The following is a 24,051-nucleotide window of genomic DNA, read 5'->3' as shown; positions in this document are numbered from 1 at the left end:
TCGCGCAATGGCCGCCTTCAGGGTTCCCCCGGAGAAGCAGGAGTAAAACGAAAAGATACATTCGAACGACCGTTCGCAAATCGAGGAGATCACGTGCCCGCTGTTTCGCTTTCATTCCTGCCGTTCTCCCGCTTTGCCGTGCTTGCCTGCGCAGCCGCCATCGCAACCACCGCCTCGGCCGCACAGGTCGACGTGGCCGGCGTGAAGCTGGACGACACCCTCGCCCTGCGCGGCAGCACCCTGCAGCTCAATGGCGCGGGCGTGCGCTACAAGGCCGTGTTCAAGGTGTACACCGCCGGCTTCTACGTGGGCAAGAAAGTCTCCACGCCCGAAGAGGCGCTGGCGGCGCCCGGGCCCAAGCGCGTGGCCATCACCATGTTGCGCGACATCGAGGCCAATGAACTCGGCAAGCTCTTTACCAAGGGCGTGGAAGAAAACTCGCCCAAGACCGAAATGGTCAACCTCATTCCGGGGCTGCTGCGCATGGGCCAGATGTTCGCGGACCAAAAGCAGCTCAAGGCCGGCGACACCTTCACCATCGACTGGCTGCCCGGTACCGGCACGCTCATTACTGTGCGCGGCGTGCCTCAGCCCGATCCGATCAAGGAACAGGCTTTCTTCAATGCGCTGCTGCGCATCTGGCTCGGTCCCGTGCCGGCCGACTGGAAACTGAAGGACGCGCTGCTAGGAAAGCAGTAGCCCGGCAACCAAGCGAGCACGCGCCGCGCGCGCTTTTCAGACGGCCGCGCGGCCCAGTTCGGCCAGCGAATCCACAAAGCCATCGGCATCCACGCCGCGCACCGGCTCGCCATGGTTGTAGCCGTAGGTCACCAGCACCACCGGGCATCCGGCGGCACGCGCGGCCCTCGCGTCGTTGCTCGAGTCGCCGATCATCAGCGTGCGCGCGGGATCGGTGCCCAGCGCCTCGCAGGTCTTCAGCAGCGGGAGCGGGTCCGGCTTCTTGCGCGCGAAGGCATCGCCGCCGAACGCGAATTCGAAGAAACCGTCTAGCCCTTTTGCAGCCAGCAACGGCTTGGCGAACGAGGTGGGTTTGTTGGTGAGACACGCCAAGCGCAGCCCGCGCACGCGCAGCGCCTTAAGCCCCTCGGGCACACCGGGGTACACCGCCGAGTGCTGCCCGTTGATGGCCAGGTAATGGTGCTGGTAGCGCTCCCAGGCGCGATCGAAAAGCGCCTCTGCCCGCGCGCGCAGCGCATCCGCGCCGGCCTCCGAAGCGCCATCGCCGCCGGAGTCCATCACATGGGCGAGCGCGGAAAGGATCAGGTGCTCCGAACCCTTGCCCACCATTTTTTCGACTGCCGCCGGAGGTACCGGCGGCAGCGAAAGATCAGTGAGCATGTGGTTCAGCGACACCGCGAAGTCGCCGAGGGTGTCGACCATGGTGCCATCGAGATCGACGATGGCGGCGTCGAAGCGGGCGTGGTCGAAGCTAATAGAGTTCAAAACAAACAAATAGAGTTCAAAAAACTGCTCGGTACTTTACCGGGCATGAAGAAATAGAGTTCAAAACATTTCGATGGCGTAGATGGAAGGCGAAGGTTCTAGACGTAACTCATCGACGATGGGAGAGCCGAGCCGCGTGAAGTGCTGCTTTCGCCGACGCAGTCACAATTAGACGATCAGATTTCGCACGTCGCCCGACTTGAGGAGGACGCGCGACGCGACATGTGACGAGCAAGTTGCGCGCACCGACCAGGCCCTCCCGAGAAACCGGTAGGCCCCGACCGAGAACCGAGGTTGAAGACGCCTTGATGTCACTCACTGACAAGCCAATAAGCCCTGGCTACGCCACCGCGCTTCGCGTAATCAACACCGAACATCATCAGGTCAGCCAAATGGGCGTCGACCGCCTCGCGACTTATGCCCGGTTGCACTCCAACAACGGTAAAGCTTCGTTTTGTGGCCACCGTATCTTGCAGCAGTTGAGCAAGTTCCGGGAGATTTCCGACAACGAAGCTAGAGGGAAACCGGTGTCGCTGATGCATACGGTCCCGCATATGAGCCAACAGCGTGGCTACATCACAGTAGTAAACCGATTTGACCAGTTGGCCGGCGACTTCGTATACATCACCGACTCGCCCTCCGGTCGGAGCGCCGCCGGCTCCTTTGCAGTGATAGAGACCGATATCAACATCTCCCTCAGCTGAGACGGTCACGGCAATGTAGTCCGCCGCCTCTCCAGAGCGATGATCGTAGAACAGAGCCACCAGACCCGGTACAGCCCGCAAGTGCTGCTCCAGATGCTCTTGAACCGTGGTTTGGCCAGCGAGCGCTGCACGCTTCCGCGCCGCGTCAGCCGTTCCATCGTTGGGTACAAACTCGACTCCGATGGAGCACCCGTTCCAGTCAATGAACTCTGCATCTCCAGGCGTCAATGCCGCGGCTTGAATTTGCGGTGCAGCCATAAGATTCATTCCCTCAAAAGAGGACTTGTCGGCCGCATAAAAAACCGGCGGATGCTCTCGCAACCATTCGTCGAGCGGCATCCAATCGTCCATTGCCGACTCGACCTGGATCTCTATCACCTCGTCCAGGAGAGAGACCATTGGGCCGTTCTGGATCGAGAATCGCATGAGAATGGAGTCTTCTTCATGGATGACCTTGAAGTCCATTCTTCCTTCCGCCGGCAAAGGGGCGAACTCAGCCAGCTCGCAGTCGGTGAGTCTCTTGTAGGAAGCATCGCCCCCGGCCCGCCAGTACCGTATGCGCGGATTCGTCTTGAACCCGGCTTTGGACCAGCTCCCCGCTATGACCACTTGGGGAATTTCTCGCAGTTGTGTTGCAGCGCGCACGATGTCCAGTTGCGTTTGGGCGAACGGGGCGTTCCCAACAAGCCGAGCATTCATCCGCTCGACCCAATCCATAAATTCGGACACCGAGAGATTCTGATTGCTCCATATGCGCGAACTGCTGCTTGCGCCGATGGTCTCCTTTTCGTTGCCGGCCATGCCGCTGCCGAAGAAGTGCCCCTGCGAATAGGCTCTGCCATCTCCAGCCGTGACCGCACGTTCCGCGGCGGGCCCCGTGAGGGTCCGATACGTCTCACCTTGAGAATTGAAAGTGGTGTTCTTCAATCCGACGTTGTAAAAGCGCACCTCATCCAGGCCAGCTCGAGCTCGACTGGTTTCCTCGTAGCTCAGGGGTCGCGAGCTTTCACAGACTTCGTTCATGAGGCCTTGATAAATTTTCTCGGTTCGCCTTGTTGACCCGATGTAGCAGAGCCCGCCGACTGGGAAATACATCAACAAGAATGCGTCGTGCCGGATGTTCATCAACACGTCAGAAGTCGCCCACTTGGGTGGATTCTCATCGACCGTCAGCACAAGGCTGACCGTTCCGTCCTCCGTTACCCATTGCTTGACGGCACGTAGTGCCTTGCCCACCGTATCGCCAATCTTCGAGAAGTCGGGGGCCTCTGAGCAACGAAAGACGCGAACGTGCGCATAGAGCTGAAGGACGAGCGGAGACACTGCGTCGTAGTCGGATTCTGCGACCTTGCTCACGGAGAATCGCTCAAGAACTGCCTGCTCCTCCGCATTTCCTTCAAGTTCTTCTTGAGCCGCGTTGTCAATCATGAGGGCAAGGTCAACGCCTTCTTTCAACAGCGCATTTGGAGCGTCAACAATACGCGCGAGAGGTGCGATCAGCGTTGCATCTCCGGTGGTGTCGTCGCTTCGAGCAAAGCGTCCTATGAACTGAATCGTCGGCACCAGGGAGCGGTGAGGCGCGTGCAAGGCGGCGACCTTCAACTTGGGAAAATCGTACCCCTCGCCAAACATGTCGACGCACACAATGCCTTGCAGCTCTCCAGACAGAAGCTTCTTTTCGTATTCGTCCTGCTTTCGCTTGCCAACTTTGCTGTCGATGGCTTCGACCGCGACCCCAAGGCCGCGGTAGATTGGTACAAGCTCCCGCGCGGTTTTGATGTTCGCCGCTCGAACAAACAATCGATGGTCCTTCCCCTGTTGCGCATCGGCTTCCAATTGAGCGACGGCGGTCACGGCGATGGATCGATCAATCTCAGCGTCGTTGAGGGGGTCAACAACCGGAGCAGCGCGGAACGACACTGGACGGAAAGCTCCTTCGTCAACCGCACGTGTCACTGGGTAGCGATAGACCAATTTTCCCGGAATAACGCGGCCGTCACGCCTGAATGGTGTTGCCGTGAGAAAGAGGAATCGAGCGCTCTTGAAATGCGCCAAGAAGGCGGCCCACGTATCTGCAGGGGCATGGTGAGCCTCATCAAAAACGATGAGGTCGAACAGATCTTCGCGCGCACCTGGCGCCAAGGAGGGAGAAGCGCTTGACGGCGTCGAGACTACAACGTCCTGTTCAGCAAGCTGCTCCCACGCGGCAGCATCTTCAGGCCGCCCTTCGAGCCTGGCGACCATTGGATTTGGAAACTCCGCGGGAATAGCACCGATTCTTCGAAGCGTGGAGAGCTCACGAAAATGAGAGGTGACTTGTTTACGCAGCGCATCGGAGGGCTCAACGATGAGAACACGCTGCGCGCCTGTAAGCAGCGGCAAGGCCATCATCAACGACGTCTTTCCGTAGCCAGTAGGCAGACACACGATGGCTGGGTCATCGTGAATAGTGGCGTGGGCAAGTACCGCATGAAGCGCGCCAAGTTGCCCGAGTCTGAAACCTTGATTCGGCGTCGAGCCCTGCTTTGCAAGGTTCAATGCGTCGCAATGTGCCGCGAAAAATCCAGCCATAGCCGAAGAGATCCTCACCTTGGTTCCAGGCCATTTGGCACAACATCCCGGCCAGCGCGATGCCGAGGGTCGAGTGGCCCTGGTCGCGATGGCTCTCCTGCCATTGCCCCAGATAGCCAGGATGCACGTAGTAGACGTTGTTGGCGCTCGCGCCGCTGCCACGGCCGCTCTTGTAATAGTTGCTCGCTTCGGCGATCAGGTCGCTCCGATCGCAGAACACGCCGATCGCGTAGACGGTGCAGATGTTGGCCAGGTCCCAGTTCGCCCAGTAGTGGGTGACCTTTCTGGTCTCCGTGCCGTTGTGGTTGACCAGGAAGTCGTGCGCCTTCGGGTAGAACACGTTCAGCAGCATGGTCTGGAAACGCGCGACGTCCTCCTTCGCCCAGCCGGGGTAGGTCCGCATCAGTTCCGCGGCGTTGGCCCATTGGTTGCCGTAGAGGCCCGAGGCGAGGTAGACGTTGGAGTCGCCGCCCAGTTCGGTCAAGGTCGACGACCATGCGTTGAGGAACTCCACCGCCTTCTTCGCGTAGCTCTCGTCGTTCGTGATCTTCCAGCGCAATGCGAGGTGAAGGGCGCGCACAAAGTCGCCGACCATCTGCCAATAGTTCTCGCCGTCGACACCGCGCGTCACCAACGCCAGGGGGCGCGGCTTCGCATCGAGGTTGGTGTTGTTCGTCTTGAGCATCATGTTCAAGCCGCCCACCCAGAGCTCCGCTTTGGCGGCCAGCTTGTCTCGGATGCGCTGCAGGTCGACCTCGGTGACCAGCAGGCCGGGGTGCGTGATCTTTTGTACTCCGGGCTCAGGGGTGGTCGGCCCGGGCGCTGGGGTGTCGGGAGTATCGACACCTGCGACGGCATCAGGGGTGGCACCCGGTGGCTGCTGCGCGGCAACTCCCCCTATCGGCGAAAAACTTCCGCTGCTGCCACCACCGCAAGCCGTCGTGCCAAGGGCGAGTGCACTCGCGGTGCCGATGAAGAAGGTGCGGCGATCCAGCAGGGCGACATCTTTGTCGTCATTCGAAAAGTGCGTCATTTGTCTAAAATGTGTAAACAAATAATTCTGCAAACTGCATGCCATCCGCCTCGATGGCCCGATGAAATGAAATCGGTAAAACCGATGGACGCATTGCGCGCGTTGCGAGAGACATGCAGCGGCAAGAAGTGACATTCGTTGTCACATGAGACGCCGACGACACGACATTGAATGTCACTGCCTCTTGCCATGTACGCACCGATTCAGAAGCCCGTGCGGTATCGACCTGCGCGACAGGACAAGGCGCTCATGAGTGTGAGCTGTACAGAGGCCGCAATGAGCCTTGAATTGCCTCTGAAAATGAGCGACTGAATTTCATTTTCGGAATGACCAAGAGCACTGCAACTTGCTTGCGTTCTCTCCATTTCGATGACGCAGCGATGCCGATGCTGAACACTGGCTCACCCGTTCGCGGTATTCGGGAACTCCTCGATGTATCCAAGCACTTCCTCCGCCGAGAAGCCGTTCGTCGCTGCCGTGTCGAGGTTGTACCGTGCTTCCTCATGAAAGAACTGAAGCGCCGAGTCGAGTCTCAAGCAGCCGATGGGACTGAAGGCGCCGACCATGAAGAGCGGCAGGACCAAGCTATCTGAGTCCCGCAGTCCTGAGCGCTGGAGAATGTACTTTCTCCCCTCGCCTTTCGTTGATCGCCTTGGAATCCGACCTCCGCAAGGAGTCCTCAATCATGCAAAGCAGTTCGCCCAATATTTGGAGACTGCACTGGCCGATCTTTCCCCTGCCGATGAAGATGACCGAGTTTGGTTGACCGCGAGGGTCTCCGGCCCGCATAGCCTTTTGGCAAATCGAGCTTCTACTGGTATTCGTTGTACCAGCCCTTCAAAGAACCCTTTGTTGGATAGCCCAGTTGCCGGATGGTGGGTCTGACGCGCTCTCCCAGCTTGATGTAGAGCTCAACGGCTCGAATCCGACCTTCGTAGGAGTACATGAACCACCTCCTGGCAGTCCAATTTTTCGTCCGCTCCCCGATCCGGGGTCGGGCCATCATTCGCCATCAATGCTGGTATGTCTACTTATCACCAATGACCGCGACAGCAGACACCTCGATCATCATTCCGACGAAAGGCAGGCTATGCACCGTGATAGACGTGCTCGCAGGGAAGTTGCCATCGGGCCAGAACTCGTGGCGAATCGGAATGAGCGGCTCCAGAAGCCTAGGGTCGGTCAGATAGACAGTGATGTTGACGACGTCTTTCATGCTGCCACCAGCGCGTTTGACCGCTGCGTCGATGGCTCGGAAGATCACGCGAGCCTGGCCTTCAAAGTCGCCGGCCATCGATTTTCCCTGTTCATCCCTTATGCCGACTTGACCCGATATCCAGACAGTCTTTCCACCTTGCGTGGCCACTGCGGTGGAATACCCCCGGGGCTGCCCAGCTTCTGATTTGAGGTACTCGCGGGCGTTCGCGGTCGTCGCCAGAAAAAGCGAACTGCATAGTGTCGCGAGCAGTGCATGACGAAATTTCATATCCACTCCTAATTTAGAGAGCAAGTTTCAATGGGGCGATGGAGGTAATGCGCACTTGGTATCGATGCCCGCAAGCCTTCATCGCCCCATCGCGGCAACACCGCCAGTTGCTACGACCGAGTCCTGATCCGGGGAACCACCCGAAGCGCCGATAGCACCGACGATCAGGCCCCCTTGCATCAGCGGAATACCGCCTTCAACAGCATTCGCGTGGGGCAACGTGAGAATGCGCAGGCCGGCGCCGCCAGCTGCCAGCGCATCCTGGAACGCCTTGGTCGGACGGCGGTACATCGCGGCTGACACCGCCTTGTTCTGGGCGACCAGAATGCTGGCGTTCTGCGTGTTGTCCATCTTCTCGAAGGCCACGAGGTTGCCGCTGGTGTCCACCACCGCCACGGCCATGGGAACGTTGATTCGACGGGCTTCGGCAATCGCAGCACCAATGGCACGACGGGCCTGCTCGAGATTGATGTTGCCGCCGTACTGCGGGACTGCTGCCGCGGCAGGTGCGGCTGCAGGCGTGGGTGCTTGCGCGATGGCCAGCCCGCTTCCGCCGCATACAGTGAGCGCAGCGACGAGGGATACGATGTTGCGGATAGTGATCATGGTTAATTCCTCCGGGTGAAAAATGACAGAAGCGCGCGCACGCATGTGCATTTCTCGGCGGTGCGCACTTCCCTTTGTTGATGCAAGTCGTCCAGTTGCGACCGCTGCCGCGACATCCCCGACATTCGGTCTTCGAGCTCTGATCTCGCAGCTTGGGCTTATGCGTGTCTTCACTCTGCTGAGATCTTGTTGTCCTTTACCACTTTCTCCCAGCGACGAGAATCGTTGGTCAGGAAACTCGCGAACTGGACCGGCGAATCGCCCGCTGGAACAAGACCCATATCAGCCAGGAACTTACTGAACTCCTCGGAGGCAGTTACGCCGCGCGCGGCCGCAGCCAACTGGTCGGCGATGCTCTGTGGAGTGCCCTTCAGGACGAAGAGCGCGTGCCAGGAGTCACCGTCGAATCCCGGGAACATTTCAGCAACGGCCGGGACTTCGGGCAGGCTCTTGATGCGGGCAGCACTCGAGACGGCGAGCGCGCGCAGCTTTCCTGTCTTGAGATACTGCAGGACGTCGGCGACGGGGCTGAACGCCGTGTCGATCGAGCCGCCAAGGAGATCAACCAAACCGCCGTCCTTGTAGGGCACGTGGGTCATGGATACTCCCGCGTTGTTGCAGAAGTAGGTCATGGCCACATGAGGGGCAGTCGCGACACCGTAGGAGCTGTAGTTCAGCCGCCCGGGAGTTCGCTTCGCTTCCTGGATCAGGTCGGACAGGTTCTTGAGCTTCGAGTCGGACCTCACGACGAGCACAAACGGAATTGCCAGCGTTCGAGTGACCGGGATCAGATCACTGACCTGGTACGGCAACTTCTTGTACACATGCGGGTTGATCGAGAGCGTGACATTTGCCGTGTACAAGAGGTTGTAGCCGTCCGGTCGCGTGGCGACGAACTGCTGTGCACCCACGATGGTGCTTGCCCCGGGCTTGTTGTCGACGATGACGGGTTGGTCCAGCGTTTTTGACATCCGCTCTGCGACAAATCGGGCGGAAACGTCAGGCGCGGTGCCCGCGGGAAACGGCACGATCATGCGTATCGGACGGCTGGGGTATTTCTCTTGCGCAAACGCGGGCGCTTGCGTCAGTCCGTACACGACAGCCGGAGTCCCTACGGCATGAGTAAATAACATCGAAGCAAAATCTCTGCGATTCATGTGAATACCCTCAGCTTGATGGATGGCCGGTTTTTCCGTTGTTGGGAGATAGAAGCAAGATGAATTCGAGGCTGTCGCGGCGGCCCACTCAATGCGGCAACGCAGCCTTGGCATGTACGATCCATGCTTGGGGCGTGCCGATCTCGAGCTGTATGTCTGACCGGTAACTGCGCTCGGCGACGGGATGAGCGCAATTCCTGCGGAGGCTGAAGCACCTTTCGGATTCCTCATTTCGGCATCCATGACGCACAAGCCCACGAGCCGCATTCCGAGACTTAGCTGTTCATCGCGCTGGGCTTCAGTTCTGCCGCGCTCAAGGTTGGCGGAAGCATCTGGAAGCGGTCGGTGATTCGGGCGTACGTGCCGGGGCTCGAAAGCCGCCCGATGGTGTCGAGCGCTCCCAAGTTCACGTGCAGTTGTTCGTTGAACACGCCCTCGCGGTAGTGCGCATAAACGACTTCACCCACCACGAGTCGGTGGCCTGAACCGCCGAGATCGTGCATCTGGGACAGGACGCACTCGAACTGGATCGGGAAGTTCACGATGCGCGGAGTCTGCACCTTCACGGACGGCTCGAGCGTGAACTGGGCCACCTCGAGTTCGCTGACGTCCGCAGGATATTCAGGACCGCAGGCGTTCATCCCCTCCCGGTTCTCATAGTCAACGAGATGCGCCACGAACTCGCGCGACGCTTCGATGTTGACCAGCGTGTCTTTGGGCTCGCCTGCGCGTTGATACTGCGTAGGCGCAATGGAGAACATCACCATCATCGGATTGATACTGGCGATGTTGAAGAAGCTGAATGGCGCCGCATTCAGCCCCGCGGGGCCCTTCGTGCAGATGAGCGCGATGGGACGCGGAACGATCGCGCTGGTGATCAGCTTGGCTTGCTGCGAAGGATTGAGTGCCCTGCAGTCGAGCCCGTGGAATGCGTGTGAAGGGGGCGATTGCGGCATGGCTGCTGTCCGTGACATTTATCAGGCCGTTCGGCCCTGGTCGGTTGTTCGACGATTCCTTCGTCGATCCTTGACAATGGTGATCGCCTCGATCTCCACGCGCCCCCCATGACCAAGCCTGCGGTTTGGAATATTCGGGTTAGGCGTGAGCGCTGAGCGATGAACAATGAGCTTCACTCTATAGATTCAGTGATCGGGTGCAAAGCGACGATCTTGGAAATCATTTTTCCTTGAAATGGAAAATTTGATTCACTCACTGAGCTATCGCTGTTGGTCCAGGCTGCGGGACATGGTGGCCTCAGCGGTGCATCCAGAGCGCTGGGGCTGTCGAATCCCGCGGCAACACGCTACCTGGCCGCGCGTGAAGTCTGGGTCAGGGTCGGCTGGTGGAGCGCAAGCCGTCAATCAACCACGCCCTTGCGCGTGATACGCCAGCAGAAGTGTGCGCAGCGATCTATGCGTCACCGAATTGGACATTCCAAGGCAGCATCGCCTCGTAGTCGTCGCGCCGGTCAGCGCGTAACGCTCGGCAATGAGCGCAGCGAGTTCTTCTACGGTGATGAAGGCAGTGACTGGCGGTGGCGACACGCCCGCTTGGATCGGACTGCCCCATCACCGCTCCTTCAGGCCACACGGAAAAAGCGCGGACGGGATTAGTGCTGCACCACCGCGATGTCGATGCCCTCCAGCAACCAGTGCAACTGTTCGGCCGTGGGGGTGAGAACCACCTCGGCCGAGGGCCGCTTGAGCAACAGCAAGGATCGTTACGCTAACAACACAGGATCCTTACCGCAGCAGCGCCTGCGGTTGCTGAACACATAGGCACGCGAGCCGAACGGATCCGGGCTCTTGCGCCCCACAACCAATCAGCCTCTCAATTCTGCGCACTTGCTCTGATGCCTACGTGTCCATGTAGCTCTACGCGGACGCGTAGCCTCGCGGCTCATCGCTCACTCAACAAGGGCGCGACTGATCGGCCGCGTCGAGACGGAGCATAAGGATTGGTTCCGCAGGCAGCCGCCCGAGAGGGAGATGGGGCGCTGAGCAGTTGTAGACACTTCAGCAGGCCAGAGCGTCACATCCTCCCGGTCCACTTCCGCTCGTATTCATGGGCCGCAAATTCATCAACCATGAAGTTGATGAAAGAGCGAACCTTCGCAGACAAATGCTTCCGGCTGGGGTAGGCGATATTGATCGTGAGCTCTGGCAACTCCCACTCGTCCAGCACGGGCACCAAGCGACCGGCAACAACATCGTCATAGAGGATGTAGCTGGGCTGCACCAGGATTCCATGGCCGTTCAGTGCGGCTGCCCTGAGCACTTGACCATCGTTTGACTCGAGCAGCCCGTGAACCGTCACTGACTCGCGCTGCGCGCCGCGAGTGAAGCTCAGCTCATTCGGATTCTTCGCATAGACGTATAGCAAAAGCGCGTGCAGTGGAAGCTCGCGCGGATGCTTCGGCACGCCTCGGTTGGCAAGGTATGCCGGGGATGCCGCCAGGAATCTCCGTGTCGTCCCCAAGCGACGAATCGTGATGGTGCTGTCTGGTTCCAACTCCCGGGTGCGGATTGCGACATCGATCCCGTTGTCGATCATGTCCAAGTATCTGTTCGCAGTTTCGATGTGCACCCGCAGTTGGGGATACAGCTGGTGGAAGCGCTGCAAACGAGGCGCAATGATCTGCATCGCGAAAGACAGCGAAGCGCTTACTCGTAGAACGCCTGAGGGATTGAGCGTTGCGCTTTGGAGCGCCGATTCCGCATCTTCCAGCTCATCGAGGATGTGCCGCGCACGTTCAAGGAACTCCTGACCCTCGCGTGTCAGGTACAGGCGACGCGTGTTTCGCTCGACTAGCCGCACCTTGACGCGGTTCTCGAGAGAAGCCAAGGTGCGACTCGCGGCAGGATTGGACAAGCCCAACGCCTCGGCGGCCTTGCCGAGCCCCCCGCGCTCAGCAACCTGGATGAAGAGCGATAGCTCAGTGAATCGATCCATTTTTCCGACTTTTGGAAATGTGAATTCCGGGCTGGGTGGTTTGTGTCCTGATTGTGAAATTCTAAAGTGTGGCTCCCCGGTTCGGTACATGGGTCTTATCCGAATCGTCCACTTTGGAGAAAGTATGAGCATCAATCGTTTCCGTGCGGTTCTTTCCCGCCGTACCGCGTCTGTACTCACGGCAGCAATGCTCGTCGGCGGCTCTGTCTTTGCCCAGACGACGTTTCCGACGAAGCCCATCCGGCTGGTCGTCGCGACGCCGGCAGGAACGTCACCGGACGTTTCAGCCCGATTCGTTGCAGAGCGCCTCTCCAGGGATCTCGGACAGCCGGTACTCGTGGACAACAAGCCGGGGGCGAGCTCGATCATTGGCGCGGACGCGGTAGCCAAGGCCCCCGCCGACGGATATACGCTTTTTTACGGCACAGCTCCGGCGATCTCGCTCAACCCGCATTTGTTTACCAAGCTGCCATACAAGTCTTCCGACTTTGCACCAATCATCCACCTCGTGGATGTTCCTTTTGTGTTGAGCGTTCGCGCGAACTCCCCGTACAAGTCGGTCGATGAGGTATTGCAAGCTGCCAAGCAGCAGCCCGGTAAGCTGACCTACGCGTCACATGGGCCGGGCACCCCAAACCATGTTGCGATGCTGGAGCTATTGCAGAAGACGGGCGCAACGATGACGCACGTGCCATACAAGGATGGAGGCATTCTGGACCTCATGAGTGGAGTCGTGGATTGGGCGTTCGTCGCCTCGGCCGATGCCATTCCTCAGATCAAGGGAGGAAAGCTGCGAGCGCTGGCAGTTTCCGCGAACGGACGTATGCCGAGTCTGCCTGGCGTCCCCGCCTTGTCCGAGAGCTTTCCCGGCAGTCAGCTCTACTCGTGGAACGGCATTCTGGCGCCGCGTGGCACCCCTGCGGAAGTCGTGGATCGCTTGTCGGCGCCACTGCAGAAGATCGCAGCGTCGAATGAGTTTCGGCAGTACCTGCTCGAACTTGGCTTGATTCCCGCCGGGGGAACACCAGCAGAGTTTCGTTCGTTCCTGGCCAAGGATTTTGAAAACTGGGGAGCAGTCGTAAAACAGAACGGAATTCGGCTCGACTGATGGAGCCAAACGGAAAGCGTCAATCTCACCAATTCAAAAACGGAGTTTTTAGTCATGACTTTCACGATCATTGCGCGCGACAAGCAGTCGGGTGATTTCGGTCTCTGCATCTCGAGCTTCTCGCCGGCGGTGGGTTGGGTAGCGCCGTTCGGGTCGGCGCAGGCCGGTGTGCTCTCTTACCAATCGTCCGTGGAACCTCGGCTGGGCAAGGTGGCGCTGGGCTTGCTCGAAAGAGGATATTCGGCCCAGAAGGTGCTCATCGACATGGAGCAGATGGACAAACACTGGGAATACAGGCAGGTCGGCGTCCTCGATGCGCGCGGCGGGATGGCCGTCTTCACGGGCAAGAAGAACTATCAATGGGCGGGGCACCGCATCGGCTCCGACTTCATCGCTTTCGGCAACGTGCTCGCCGGCGAGAAGACCATCGATGGGATCTGCGAGGCATGGGAGAGCAACCGTGCCGCGAGTTTCGACGACCGCTTGCTGCGCGCCATCGAAGGTGGCCGCGATGCCGGCGGCCAATTGGAGGGCCAGACCTCGGCGGCCATCAAGACGTTCGGCCGCAAGGGCACGGCGCGGCTCGATCTGCGCTGCGACCACGCGTCCGAGCCGATCGCGGAACTGCGGCGGATTGTCGACTGGTACATGCCGCTGGTGGAGTACTACGAGGCGCTGGTCGATGACCCGTCGGTCATGCCCCGGCACAAGGACTGGCTCAAGGCGCGCGGTATCGAACGCGAGTACGGCAAGCCGCCGCCGCACCTGGCCTGAACTTCATCCCATTTCTTCCGTGGAGCCAGATATGAGCATCAATCTTTTCCGTTGCGCCGTTTCCCGCCGCACCGCGTCTGTATTTGCGGCAGCGGCACTCCTGTCCGCGTCCGTCTTCGCCCAAACGCCGTTTCCGACAAAGCCAGTGCGGCTGATCGTCCCCTGGCCTGCAGGAGCTTCGCCGGACGTCACAGCTCGATTCATTGCAGATCGCCTCACCAAGGATCTTGGACAGCCGGTCCTCGTCGACAACAGGCCAGGGGCAAGCCAGATCATTGGGACGGACCTTGTGGCCAAGGCTCCTGCCGATGGACACACGCTTCTCTTCACCGCGGCTCCGTCGGTCTCCCTCAATCCGCATGTGTTTAGCAAGCTGCCATACAAAGCTTCGGATCTGGTGCCGGTCATCCATGTCGTGGAAGTTCCCTTTGTGATGATCGTTCGCGCCAATTCCCCGTACAAATCGGTTGATGAGTTGGTGCAAGCCGCCAAGCGGGAACCGGGCAAGCTGAACTACGCGACCTACGGAGATGGCACTCCAAGCCATATTGCTGCCCTCCAGCTGGTGCAGAGGGCCGGCATAGCCATGACGGCCATTCCATACAAGGATGGAGGCATCCTTTCTGTCATGAGTGGAGACGTGGAGTTTTCGATGGAAGCGTCGGCCGCTGCCATCCCTCAGATCAACGGAGGCAAGCTGCGAGGGTTGGCAGTGTCTGCAAATGGGCGCGTGCCGAATCTGCCTGGCGTCCCGGTCTTGTCGGAGATTTTTCCCGGCAACCAGTTGCATTCATGGAACGGCATCCTGGCGCCGCGCGGTACCCCTCCGGAAGCCCTGAATCGTCTGTCGGTGGCATTGCAGAAGATCATTGCCTCGAGCGAGTTCCAACAGAAGGCGATCGATCTCGGCTTGATTCCGGTAGGCGGAACACAGGCGCAGTTTGCTTCATTCCTGGCCAAAGACTACGAAGAGTGGGGAGCGGTCGTGAAGCGCAACAACATTCGCCTTGACTGAGCCTATACCTATTACCCCGACAAGAAATTCATCGTGACCTACACAGTAATCGGGCGCTGCCCTCGGACTCACCAGATCGGCGTCGCCGTTGCAACGTATTCAGTCGCCTTCGGGTCGTTCACTCAAGGAGCGCACAGCGCCTACGGCGTCGTTATGTCACAGGCCAACGGGCGCAGGCGGAATGCCCCTCTGGGGCAGAACCTGCTGCAGCAGGGGCTAACGAGCAAAAGCGTGCTTGCAGCGCTGGTCCAGGACGACGCCCACGAGAGCCTTCGCCAGATCGCCGTGATGACACGAGACGGTTTGGGCGTGGTTCACACGGGCGCAAGCGTCACGGGTTGGGCCGGAGACAAGACGGGAACGGACTACACCGTCTTCGGAAATGTTCTAGCAGGCGAATACGTGCTCAAGGCAATGGAGGCGAAGTTCAACGAAGATCCGACCCAGCCGCTGGTTGAACGACTCATCAGCACGCTGGAGTCCGGCAGGGACGCAGGTGGTCAGACCGCCAACGACCGACATTTGCCCGAGCGATCGGCCTGTGTGGTCGTGATGGATCGCGAGAGCTACGCGGCATGGGACCTGCGCGTCGACATGCACGGGACCGCGGTGGAGGAACTGCGTCGCATCTACAACCTGTACAAGCCGTATCAGCCCTACTACGAAGCACGGGAGATCGACCCCACCAGCTGCCCGACCCAGCTGGCATGGGAGCGCGAGAGCCTGACCGGCGCTCACCTCCAGGAAACGCTGAAGTGATCAGAGGGCAGATGCCGGCCCTTTGTGCCGCCTCTCCGAACGCCTTGCGCAATCGACGAAACCCCTGACCATTCCGTCTTCATGAACTTCGCCGGCAACCTCGGCCACTTCGCGGTGAGAGCTGGATCGAGGGCCCGGCAACTGTGAGCGGACAACCCAAGCGACCGCCAACGGCGCCATGACGGTCCCCCTCCTAGCTGGCGCCGCGTTTTTCAGCGCGGCCGCCTTGCGCATCTGCGATGCGATGCTGCCGCGCTTGGCCAGCGACTTCGGCGTGACGCCAGGTGCAGCCGGGCAGGTCATCATCTGGTTTGCCGTCGCCTACGGCCTGGTGCAGCTGCTGTTCGGCCCGATGGGCGACCGGTACGGCAAGGCACGCTTGGTGCGTCTTGCGCTCGCCGGCTGTGCGGTGGCATCGCTGGCGTCGGCGCTTGCGCCCGACTTCCAGGTTTTGGTCTGGACCCGCGTCGCATGGGGCATCGCCGCCGCTGGCGTGATTCCCCTGGCCATGGCCTGGATCGGCGACGCCGTCCCCTATGACCAGCGCCAGGCCACGCTGGCGCGTTTGCTCACAGGCACCATCTCGGGAATGATGGCGGGCCAGCTGGCCGGCGGGTTGTTTTCCGAATCAGCCGCCGGTTGGCGCGGCGCCTTCTTCAGCCTGAGCGTGGGATATTCCGCAGTGGCGCTCCTGCTGATGATGCGAGCGCGCCAGGCACATGCCTCGATTGCCGCGCCCACCGGTGCTGCTTCTCAGGTGCCGATGGCGCAGCAGTTGCTGGCCGTTCTGCGCGTGCCTTGGGCGCGTGTCGTCCTGCTGGCAGTGCTGACAGAGGGGTTCTTCCTGCTGGGGCCGCTGAGCTATCTGCCCACATACCTGCATATACACCACAACCTGCCGCTGTCCACGGCCTCTGCCCTGGCGGCTCTCAATGCGGTCGGCGGCCTTGCATACGCCTTCACCGCCAGTCACATCGTGGCCCGCTTCGGGGAACGGCGCATGGTGCTGGCGGGCGGTTGGCTGATGGGGTGCGGCTTCCTAGCTTGGTGGATCTCGGTGCTGCCCTGGCTGGCCGGCCCCATCGCCCTGGTGGTGGGTTTCGGCACCTTTCTGTACCACAACACCTTGCAAACCCACGCGACCCAGATGGTGCCCGCGGCACGGGGGACATCCGTGGCCTTGTTTGCGTCTTTTCTATTCACCGGGCAGGCGCTGGGCGTGACCGCCACCGGGTATGTCGTAGACCACTTCGGCTTTACCCCGATTCTGCTGTCGGCGGCTGTCGCATTGCCTGTTGTGGGCTGGGGTTTTGCGCGTGCGCTGCGGCGCCGTTCGACTGGCGATTGAGCGCACCCAGCCCCAATTGCGCACCACCGTGAAGTGACCCACCTTTCCAAACTCAGGAAATATCATTTCCACTTCAGCGGCTTTCCATCTGCTTTGTGAAATTTTAAAGTTTGACTGCCCCACCCGGAAAACGGGCTTTTTGTGAACCATGCGAAACCTCAATCAAGACAACATCACTCAGGCCGTGATCGCCAGCTTCGCCGATGCGGGGACTCCTCGTCTCCAGCACATCATGACGAGCCTGGTACAGCATCTCCATGCCTTTGCGCGTGACGTGAAGCTGACAGAGGAAGAGTGGGCCCAGGGAATCGACTTCCTCACGCAGTGCGGACACATCACGGACTCGAAGCGGCAGGAGTTCATCCTGCTCTCCGACGTGTTGGGGTTGTCCATGCTCACGGTTGCGATGAATACCGAGAAGCCGCGAGGCTGTACGGAGTCGACTGTCTTCGGCCCGTTCCATGTCGAAGGTGCTCCGAAGTATGAGCTTGGAGATGACATCGCCAACGGGGCGAGCGGCACGCCTTGCCTGGTGCGCGGCACCGTCCGTGACATCTCCGGAAGCCCCATCCCGCAAGCCGTTCTGGACGTGTGGCAATCCGACGAAGACGGGCTGTATGACGTACAGCATGAGGGCCTGGATCAGGCCCAGGCGAGAGGCGTATTGACGGCGGATGGCGACGGGACGTTCTTCTTCCGATCCATCCTCGCCGTTCCGTACGCAATTCCTCACGATGGCCCCGTGGGCCGGTTGCTGGAAGCCACGGGACGCCATCCCTGGCGCCCTGCGCACCTTCATTTCATGATCAAGGCGCCCGGATACGAGACGCTGGTCACGCATGTCTTTCGCGACAAGAGCGACTACCTCGATTCGGATGCCGTATTCGGCGTGCGCCAGTCGCTGATCTGTGAGTGGAAGGAGCAGGCGGATGGCAGCTACCTGCTGGAATTTGACTTCGTGCTCAACCCGACTCGGGGGCACTCAGGTTGATGGACATGAAGGACTTCGTCTATACCGCACAGCCCTCGCGAGTGGTTTTCGGTGCCGGAAGCCTATCGCACCTCGAGCGGGAGATCGATCTACTGGGCGCCAGGCGGGCGATCGTGCTTTCGACGCCCGAGCAGGCCGAACAGGCCCGCGCGATTGCCGAACGCATCGGCAACCGAGCTGCGGGGGTGTTCGCACGTGCGGTGATGCATGTGCCGATCGAAACCGCGCGGGAAGCCCGTGAGTTCGCGCGTCAGCTCAATGCCGATTGCGCCATTGCGATCGGCGGCGGATCGACGACTGGTCTTGGCAAGGCGATCGCCCTCGAATCGTCCCTCCCCGTGCTTGCAATCCCGACGACATACGCTGGAAGCGAGATGACGCCGATCTATGGCATCACCGAAGCCGGGCTCAAAAAGACTGGCAAGGATCTGCGCGTGTTGCCTCGCACCGTGATCTACGACCCCGAACTCACGCTGACGCTTCCAGTCGGCATGAGCGTCACCAGCGCGATGAACGCCATCGCGCATGCCGCAGAGGGTTTGTACGCACAGGACAGCAATCCGGTCATGGATTTGATGGCCGAGGAAGGAATTCGCGCACTTGCGCAAGCGCTGCCGGGCATCCGGGCGGATGCCACAGAGATAGCGGCCAGGAGCGATGCGCTGTACGGGGCATGGCTGTGCGGCACCGTGCTCGGAACGGTCGGCATGGCGCTGCACCACAAGCTTTGCCACACGCTTGGCGGAACATTCAACTTGCCCCACGCTGAAGTCCATACCGTCGTGCTGCCCCACGCGATAGCCTTCAACTCGACCGCGGCCCCACAAGCAGTCAGACGCATCGAGCGTGCGCTCGGAAAAAATGGGGTGAGTGCGGCGGCTGGCATTTTCGACCTCGCGCAGCAAAGCGGTGCCCCGATGGCATTGAAGGACATTGGCATGCGCCAGGAGGATCTCGACAAGGCAGCTGACCTCGCAGTTGCAAACCCGTATTGGAACCCGCGTCCGATCGGCAGCGCCCAGCGCGCCGAAATCCGCGACCTGCTGCAGCACGCCTATGAGGGCGTGAGGCCGAATTCGATTGGCGCACAAGTGCCTTAACCGCCTGCCTCTCGAGGCAGATTTAACCAACCTTTAGGAGAGCAATATGAAGAGAACCGTCATCCACACGAACAAAGTCCCGCCTGTAAAGGTACCGCTGTCACAAGGCATCAAGGTTGGCGACTGGATCTACACGTCCGGCATGCTCGGCATGGACCCCGCCACGGGGCAACTGGCCGTAGGCGGCATGGAGGCGGAAACGCGCCAGGTCTGTGAGAACCTGAAAGCTGTTCTCGAAGCCGGCGGTTCGTCGCTTCAAGACGTTCACAAAGTCGTCATCTATGTTGCCGACCTTGCGGAAATGCTGCCGATGAACAAGGTGTTCAGTGAGTATTTCCCGAACGATCCGCCGGCGCGTACGACGTTCCAAGCGGCAGCGCTGGTCATGGGCGCACGAGTGGAGATCGAGGCGATCGCCACCGTCAAGGACTGACCTCGAAGACCCACCGACTGCAGCCTTGAGGTTTCAGTCGGTGTTGGACGGAGACGCCGAGATGCCGCAAATGCCCTCAACGTCCAGGCTCCACGGCCTCGATGCGGGGGACTGGACGAGTCGCGGCAAACGAACCCGATCACCGGCGCCGCCGTTCCTCGTCCGATCGCCCTTGTTTGCACCGGAGGAGCGTCAGGGTTGACCGCCGCGCCTTTCACTTTCAGATTCTCCAAAATTGCGAGCGTTAACCCGTCGATCGTGATGTTCCCTGTCCACGGCGCCTGCGACGAGGTGATACCCCCAAAATGCTCTACACATTCTTCCTGCTCGACAAGCCCGGTTCAAAGGAGCTGCGTCTTCAACTTCGACCCGCTCACAAGGCCTATCTGGCCCAGGTGGCCGAACGGATCGCCTTTGCCGGGCCCCTTCTCGCGGACGACGGAACGTCGATGATCGGGAGCCTGCTGTCGATCGACTTCGCCTCCCGGGACGATGCGCATGCATGGCTCGCAAACGAGCCGTTCACACGCGCCGGTGTCTACGCGTCAAGCAGCATCCATGCCTTCGAGAATCTGTGGCCTCAGAAGGCCGGCTTTCCGCCCGCAGAGTGAGTCATGGAAAGCAATGTGATCAAACACATCGTCATGTGGAAGCTGTGCGGCGAAACGCCTGAGCAGCGCCGCCAGAACGCGAACCAGCTCGTGGAGAGCTTCCATAGCCTTCGCGGCCGAGTGCCTGGTCTTCTCCACCTGGAGGTCGGAATCGACACAAGCGGCGTGGACTACGCATGCGACGTCGTGCTGTACAGCGAATTCGCCTCTCAAGCGGCACTGGAGGCCTACGCGAGCCACCCCGAACACCTGCGTGTAAAGCGCGAGCTCGGCAATCTGCGCATCACGCGCCATCAGGTGGACTACTCCACTACGACACACGCGGCTTAGCTCCGCAGACGTCGCTTACTTTCAATTGGAAATCCGATGAATATTCTTGGCCTGTCCGGCAGCCTCCGCGCCGGCTCTTACAACACACTGGCACTCAAAGCGGCTCAGAAGCTCGCACCCGCAGGAGTCGTGGTTGAAATCGCAACCATCGGCGATATTCCCATGTACAACGACGACCAGCGCGCTCAGGGGGAACCCGCCGCTGTTGCCGCGCTGAAGGAAAAAGTGCGCCAAGCGGATGGAGTGCTGATTGCCACACCGGAATACAACTTCTCTATCCCTGGAGTACTGAAGAACACCCTCGACTGGATGTCGCGCCCGCCAGAGCCGCCGTTCATCGGAAAAATTGTCGGCATCATCGGCGCAAGTCCAGGGCCAGTCGGCACAGCGCGCGTGCAGTACGACCTGCGGAAGGTCATGGTGTTCATGGATGCGTTCACGGTGAACAAACCCGAGGTGTTCATCAATCATTGCGCGGGCAAGTTCGACGCGCAAGGACAGTTCACCGATGAGGCTGGCGGCAAACTCATCGTTGATTTGCTGCTCGCCATGCAGGACCTGAAGCGGCGGCTTGGCTAAGCCCTGAGCGGCCACGCCGCTCGCGCACCGTCGCGCTTCTACGGCAGCACTCGTCTCGCAAACAACCAAGACAGCCAACTGAAACACATGAATATGGACCAAATCATCGCAACTGATCCAATACGGCTGCTCTCCATCCTCTGCGGATTGATGTTCATCCCGCACAGCGTTGCGAAGTTCACCGCGCGCCAGGCCGTCAACAAGGTCTTCGAATCCGCAGGGCTGCGTCCAGTGGCCTTCTTCGTCATCTTGTCGCTGATCATTGAGCTCATTGCAGCCATCGGTCTCGTGTTCAATGTACTGCAGCCATACGCTTCGTGGCTAGGTGCAATGTTCATGCTCGCTGCGGGAGCGGCCTCGTACAAGATTTCAGGCGGCAAATGGAACTGGAGCTTGGGGGGCTGCGAACTGCATGTCTTCTGGGCGCTATGCATGATGATCGTCGCCGTCCATAGCTAGGGAAGGTCTGATCGAGTCCGCCGACAGAAGATCTGAATGTTGATCAAGCAGCGCCGATGATGAGCCAGATCAGTTCTTCGGATGCCGAGCATGCGGGCAAGAGAAAGAGGACGCGTCGGACAGTCTTCCTCACCGAGATGGAGCTGGTGGTGCCCTGGAAAGCACTGCTTAAAGTCATCTAACCACACTATCCGCCTCCGGTGCGCTTGTCGGTGGTGTCACGGACGAACCGTTCGACTATGCCCAGTGCGTGCCGCTGATTGGCTGCTCGTGCAGGGTGATGTGCAAGATGAGCGACTCCGGCCGGGTCGTCTCCGGGGCGCCTCAAGTGCGGCGCATCTTTGCAAAGCGCATCGATGCCCCGTCCGGGAAGCGTTGCCGCCATAGCGCGATCTCGCACTGGTCCAGCCCGGCCTCCACAGGCGATGCACTTGTTCTGCAGGCCCTGCTCCACCAGCAAGATCACATGCGCCCGCAACCGCAATCGAGCCTCCACTCGTCGGCCCATCTGCCAGAACATGGAGCTCTCTCTCGCTGTGCTCATTCAGTCCGATCGTCTTGACAACTCGTATCGCTCCAGCCTCCTGGATCCACAGAGTATTTAAGACTCCCGCGCTCGGCAACTTTGATGAGAAGAGCATTCGGTGAATCGATTCATTCTTCCGATTCACGTAAATCTAAATTCCAAGTTTTGCGCTTTTCTTAAGAATGTGGAAATCATAAATTTCGTCTCATGGGGCCAGTCAAGGCACATTTTCATCCCCGTCCAACCCATACGATCATGAGGACAACATGAGCTCTGCCATTACGCGCCGTACTGCGCTTAGATTTGCTGCGGCAACATGCCTGACTGGAGGCGTTGCTGCCTGCGGAGGCGCTGAAGCCTCCGATCTAGGCCTTCCACTGGTGGGGCCGCTGGCACCAGCCCCTCGCAGGATTCTGATTCGAGGCGCCACGATCGTCAGCATGGATGCCAAGGTCGGCAATTTGACCAAGGGCGATATCCTGATTGCCGATGGCACCATTGCCGCCATCGGCTCGCAGTTGGATGCTGGTGATGCCGAAGTGATCGACGCCGCGGACATGATCGCCATTCCGGGCATGGTCGATACCCATCGCCATTCCTGGGAAGGTCAGCTGCGCCGCATTAACCCCAATGCGGCAACGCTTGGGGACTATAGCAACGCCACCCACCTCTCATTTGCCAAATACTACCGTCCGCGTGACATCTACGTAGGCAACATGATCACGGCGCTGGGTTGCATCGATGCCGGTATCACCACCGTGGTCGACGATTCCCACAACAGCCGTACGGCCGCGCACTCCGACGCCGCAGTTGACGCACTGCTCGAGTCAGGCATCCGGGCGGTGCACGTCACCGGGGCACCAGTCGCCGGCGACTGGGACAAGGCACATTGGCCGGGCAACCTTGCACGCCTACACGCCAAGTACCTCGCCAACAAGCCTGCAGGCTTGTTGACACTGGGCGTGATGGACGCTTTTCCGAAGCTCGAAACGGACCAGTGGGCCGTTGCACGGGAACTGGGCGCTGTCATCGTGACAGAGTTCATTGGCGCCGACCTGGCAGCCCAGCTCCCGGACCTGCACCGCAAGGGGCTGCTGCGTAGCGACAACATCTTCAACCACTGCATCGGACTGCCGGAATCCGCCTGGAACATCTTGCGCGAGGCAGGTGTGCGCGTCAGTGTGACCCCACGTTCGGATGCCCACTACGGAATCGAGGATGGCATGAATGCGTGGCAGAAGGCGCTCGAGCACGGCATTCGTCCTGGCCTCAGTGTCGACAACGAGACCTCCTACAGCGGTGACATGTTCATGGAAATGCGCGTGGCCTTCTACCTGCGACGGGCCCTGGGACACGGTGGCAATCCCGATGTGGCGGCGTCAACCAATGCCTCCCGGTTGTTGCAAGCTGCCACGATCGACGGCGCCGCAACCGCGGGACTGGAAAAGCGCACTGGCAGCCTGACGCCGGGCAAGCAGGCCGACGTGGTTCTGATCCGCACAAAGGACCTCAACATCTACCCGGTTAACAACGCGATCGGTACCGTGGTGCACGCGGCTGAGCGCAGCAATGTCGATACCGTCATCATCGGGGGGCGGCTGCGCAAACGCGATGGTGTCGTGCTGGGCGTGGACCAGGCAAAGCTGCGCTCCGCGATCGACGAGTCCCGCGCTTATCTGTTCAATGCCGCCGGTTACCAGCCGGATCCGTTTTCGGAATCGTTCAAGCCGCTTGAGCGTACGTAGGCAGCGCCTGATTAATGCGCTACTGCTACTGTTACCAATCGCTTTGCAGACCGCCTTGAATGGTCTGCTTGTGCGGGGCATCGGTGGCAGCTCTCTGACTGGGTCGCAGGTGTCTCTCGTCATCGGCGCGCTCTGTCTGGCTGTGATCGCGCTACTTCGTGCGCTACCGTGGCTTCATCATGGAAGCGCTGATCAGCGCGGTGATTTTGGATCGTGCGCCGTTGTTGGATGACCATTGGGTGCGATGTCGGAGGGATGAAGCGCCCTATCGGCTTCTCGAAGTGCCGTTTTGCGCCTCGC

The 24,051-nt window shown here is 60.1% G+C and carries 24 protein-coding genes and 1 pseudogene; 15 read left to right on the top strand and 10 right to left on the bottom strand.

Going from position 1 to position 24,051, the window contains the following annotated elements:
* Window positions 1-93 precede the first annotated feature (93 nt).
* Entirely contained in the window at window positions 94-699 is a 606-nt protein-coding gene (locus V9K97_RS09155) for a chalcone isomerase family protein (RefSeq protein WP_337317588.1), read from the top strand.
* Between the two features lie 36 nt (window positions 700-735).
* Here V9K97_RS09155 and gph read toward each other — a convergent pair whose 3' ends face one another.
* From gph to V9K97_RS09105, 10 genes are all read right to left on the bottom strand, one after another.
* A complete protein-coding gene (gene gph, locus V9K97_RS09150; protein WP_337317587.1) occupies window positions 736-1,464 on the bottom strand; it encodes a phosphoglycolate phosphatase in 729 nt (242 codons plus the stop codon).
* A gap of 311 nt (window positions 1,465-1,775) precedes the next feature.
* A complete protein-coding gene (locus V9K97_RS09145; RefSeq protein WP_337317601.1) occupies window positions 1,776-4,706 on the bottom strand; it encodes a DEAD/DEAH box helicase in 2,931 nt (976 codons plus the stop codon).
* Window positions 4,606-5,772: an alginate lyase family protein gene (locus V9K97_RS09140; protein WP_337317586.1), complete on the bottom strand. Its 1,167-nt coding sequence runs from the start codon at window positions 5,770-5,772 to the stop codon at window positions 4,606-4,608. Before V9K97_RS09140 ends, V9K97_RS09145 begins: the two co-directional genes overlap by 101 nt.
* A gap of 401 nt (window positions 5,773-6,173) precedes the next feature.
* The gene (locus V9K97_RS09135) at window positions 6,174-6,356 is read right to left on the bottom strand and encodes a hypothetical protein (protein ID WP_125966960.1); all 183 of its coding nucleotides are present in this window, start codon (window positions 6,354-6,356) and stop codon (window positions 6,174-6,176) included.
* A gap of 227 nt (window positions 6,357-6,583) precedes the next feature.
* Window positions 6,584-6,718, bottom strand: coding sequence for a hypothetical protein (locus V9K97_RS09130; protein ID WP_276312029.1), 135 nt, complete (start codon window positions 6,716-6,718; stop codon window positions 6,584-6,586).
* A gap of 81 nt (window positions 6,719-6,799) precedes the next feature.
* Window positions 6,800-7,258: a RidA family protein gene (locus V9K97_RS09125; RefSeq protein WP_125966961.1), complete on the bottom strand. Its 459-nt coding sequence runs from the start codon at window positions 7,256-7,258 to the stop codon at window positions 6,800-6,802.
* Window positions 7,259-7,336: 78 nt separating this feature from the next.
* Window positions 7,337-7,864, bottom strand: coding sequence for a GlcG/HbpS family heme-binding protein (locus V9K97_RS09120; RefSeq protein WP_125966962.1), 528 nt, complete (start codon window positions 7,862-7,864; stop codon window positions 7,337-7,339).
* Window positions 7,865-8,034: 170 nt separating this feature from the next.
* Window positions 8,035-9,021: a Bug family tripartite tricarboxylate transporter substrate binding protein gene (locus V9K97_RS09115; protein WP_125966963.1), complete on the bottom strand. Its 987-nt coding sequence runs from the start codon at window positions 9,019-9,021 to the stop codon at window positions 8,035-8,037.
* Window positions 9,022-9,296: 275 nt separating this feature from the next.
* Entirely contained in the window at window positions 9,297-9,977 is a 681-nt protein-coding gene (locus V9K97_RS09110) for a flavin reductase family protein (RefSeq protein ID WP_164547944.1), read from the bottom strand.
* A 1,075-nt stretch (window positions 9,978-11,052) separates the two neighbouring features.
* A complete protein-coding gene (locus V9K97_RS09105) occupies window positions 11,053-11,973 on the bottom strand; it encodes a LysR family transcriptional regulator (RefSeq protein ID WP_125966965.1) in 921 nt (306 codons plus the stop codon).
* A gap of 124 nt (window positions 11,974-12,097) precedes the next feature.
* On the opposite strand from V9K97_RS09105, the gene V9K97_RS09100 reads away from it, so the two are divergent.
* The 14 genes and pseudogenes from V9K97_RS09100 (at window position 12,098) to V9K97_RS09035 (ending at window position 23,751) form a co-directional block, all read left to right on the top strand.
* Window positions 12,098-13,081 carry a Bug family tripartite tricarboxylate transporter substrate binding protein gene (locus V9K97_RS09100; RefSeq protein WP_164547946.1) on the top strand — a complete coding sequence of 328 codons (984 nt, stop codon included), beginning with the start codon at window positions 12,098-12,100 and terminating at the stop codon, window positions 13,079-13,081.
* A gap of 54 nt (window positions 13,082-13,135) precedes the next feature.
* Window positions 13,136-13,855, top strand: coding sequence for a DUF1028 domain-containing protein (locus V9K97_RS09095; protein WP_125966967.1), 720 nt, complete (start codon window positions 13,136-13,138; stop codon window positions 13,853-13,855).
* A 31-nt stretch (window positions 13,856-13,886) separates the two neighbouring features.
* Entirely contained in the window at window positions 13,887-14,870 is a 984-nt protein-coding gene (locus V9K97_RS09090; protein ID WP_164547947.1) for a tripartite tricarboxylate transporter substrate binding protein, read from the top strand.
* A gap of 33 nt (window positions 14,871-14,903) precedes the next feature.
* A complete protein-coding gene (locus V9K97_RS09085; protein WP_164547948.1) occupies window positions 14,904-15,629 on the top strand; it encodes a DUF1028 domain-containing protein in 726 nt (241 codons plus the stop codon).
* Between the two features lie 178 nt (window positions 15,630-15,807).
* Window positions 15,808-16,977: an MFS transporter gene (locus tag V9K97_RS09080; protein WP_125966970.1), complete on the top strand. Its 1,170-nt coding sequence runs from the start codon at window positions 15,808-15,810 to the stop codon at window positions 16,975-16,977.
* Window positions 16,978-17,125: 148 nt separating this feature from the next.
* On the top strand, window positions 17,126-17,968 hold the full coding sequence (locus V9K97_RS09075; protein WP_125966971.1) for an intradiol ring-cleavage dioxygenase: 843 nt from the start codon (window positions 17,126-17,128) through the stop codon (window positions 17,966-17,968).
* Window positions 17,969-17,973: 5 nt separating this feature from the next.
* Window positions 17,974-19,068 carry a maleylacetate reductase gene (locus V9K97_RS09070; RefSeq protein WP_125966972.1) on the top strand — a complete coding sequence of 365 codons (1,095 nt, stop codon included), beginning with the start codon at window positions 17,974-17,976 and terminating at the stop codon, window positions 19,066-19,068.
* 46 nt (window positions 19,069-19,114) lie between these two features.
* Window positions 19,115-19,501, top strand: a complete 387-nt coding sequence (locus V9K97_RS09065; RefSeq protein WP_125966973.1) for a RidA family protein — start codon at window positions 19,115-19,117, stop codon at window positions 19,499-19,501.
* 305 nt (window positions 19,502-19,806) lie between these two features.
* A complete protein-coding gene (locus tag V9K97_RS09060; protein ID WP_125966974.1) occupies window positions 19,807-20,112 on the top strand; it encodes a YciI family protein in 306 nt (101 codons plus the stop codon).
* 3 nt (window positions 20,113-20,115) lie between these two features.
* Window positions 20,116-20,442 (top strand): Dabb family protein, encoded by a 327-nt coding sequence (locus V9K97_RS09055; protein ID WP_206168909.1) that lies wholly within the window; start codon window positions 20,116-20,118, stop codon window positions 20,440-20,442.
* Between the two features lie 36 nt (window positions 20,443-20,478).
* A complete protein-coding gene (locus V9K97_RS09050) occupies window positions 20,479-21,021 on the top strand; it encodes an NADPH-dependent FMN reductase (protein WP_125966975.1) in 543 nt (180 codons plus the stop codon).
* Between the two features lie 93 nt (window positions 21,022-21,114).
* Window positions 21,115-21,480 carry a DoxX family protein gene (locus V9K97_RS09045; RefSeq protein ID WP_164547949.1) on the top strand — a complete coding sequence of 122 codons (366 nt, stop codon included), beginning with the start codon at window positions 21,115-21,117 and terminating at the stop codon, window positions 21,478-21,480.
* A gap of 59 nt (window positions 21,481-21,539) precedes the next feature.
* Window positions 21,540-21,659, top strand: a pseudogene (locus V9K97_RS09040) (IS5/IS1182 family transposase); the annotation flags it as partial.
* 727 nt (window positions 21,660-22,386) lie between these two features.
* A complete protein-coding gene (locus tag V9K97_RS09035) occupies window positions 22,387-23,751 on the top strand; it encodes an amidohydrolase family protein (RefSeq protein WP_276312028.1) in 1,365 nt (454 codons plus the stop codon).
* Window positions 23,752-24,051: the final 300 nt, after the last annotated feature.

Origin of the sequence: Variovorax sp. CCNWLW186 (assembly GCF_037203865.1) — a bacterium.
Taxonomy (GTDB): domain Bacteria; phylum Pseudomonadota; class Gammaproteobacteria; order Burkholderiales; family Burkholderiaceae_C; genus Variovorax.
The sequence above is the reverse complement of the archived record's forward strand: the minus strand, read 5'-3'. Positions and strand labels throughout refer to the sequence as shown.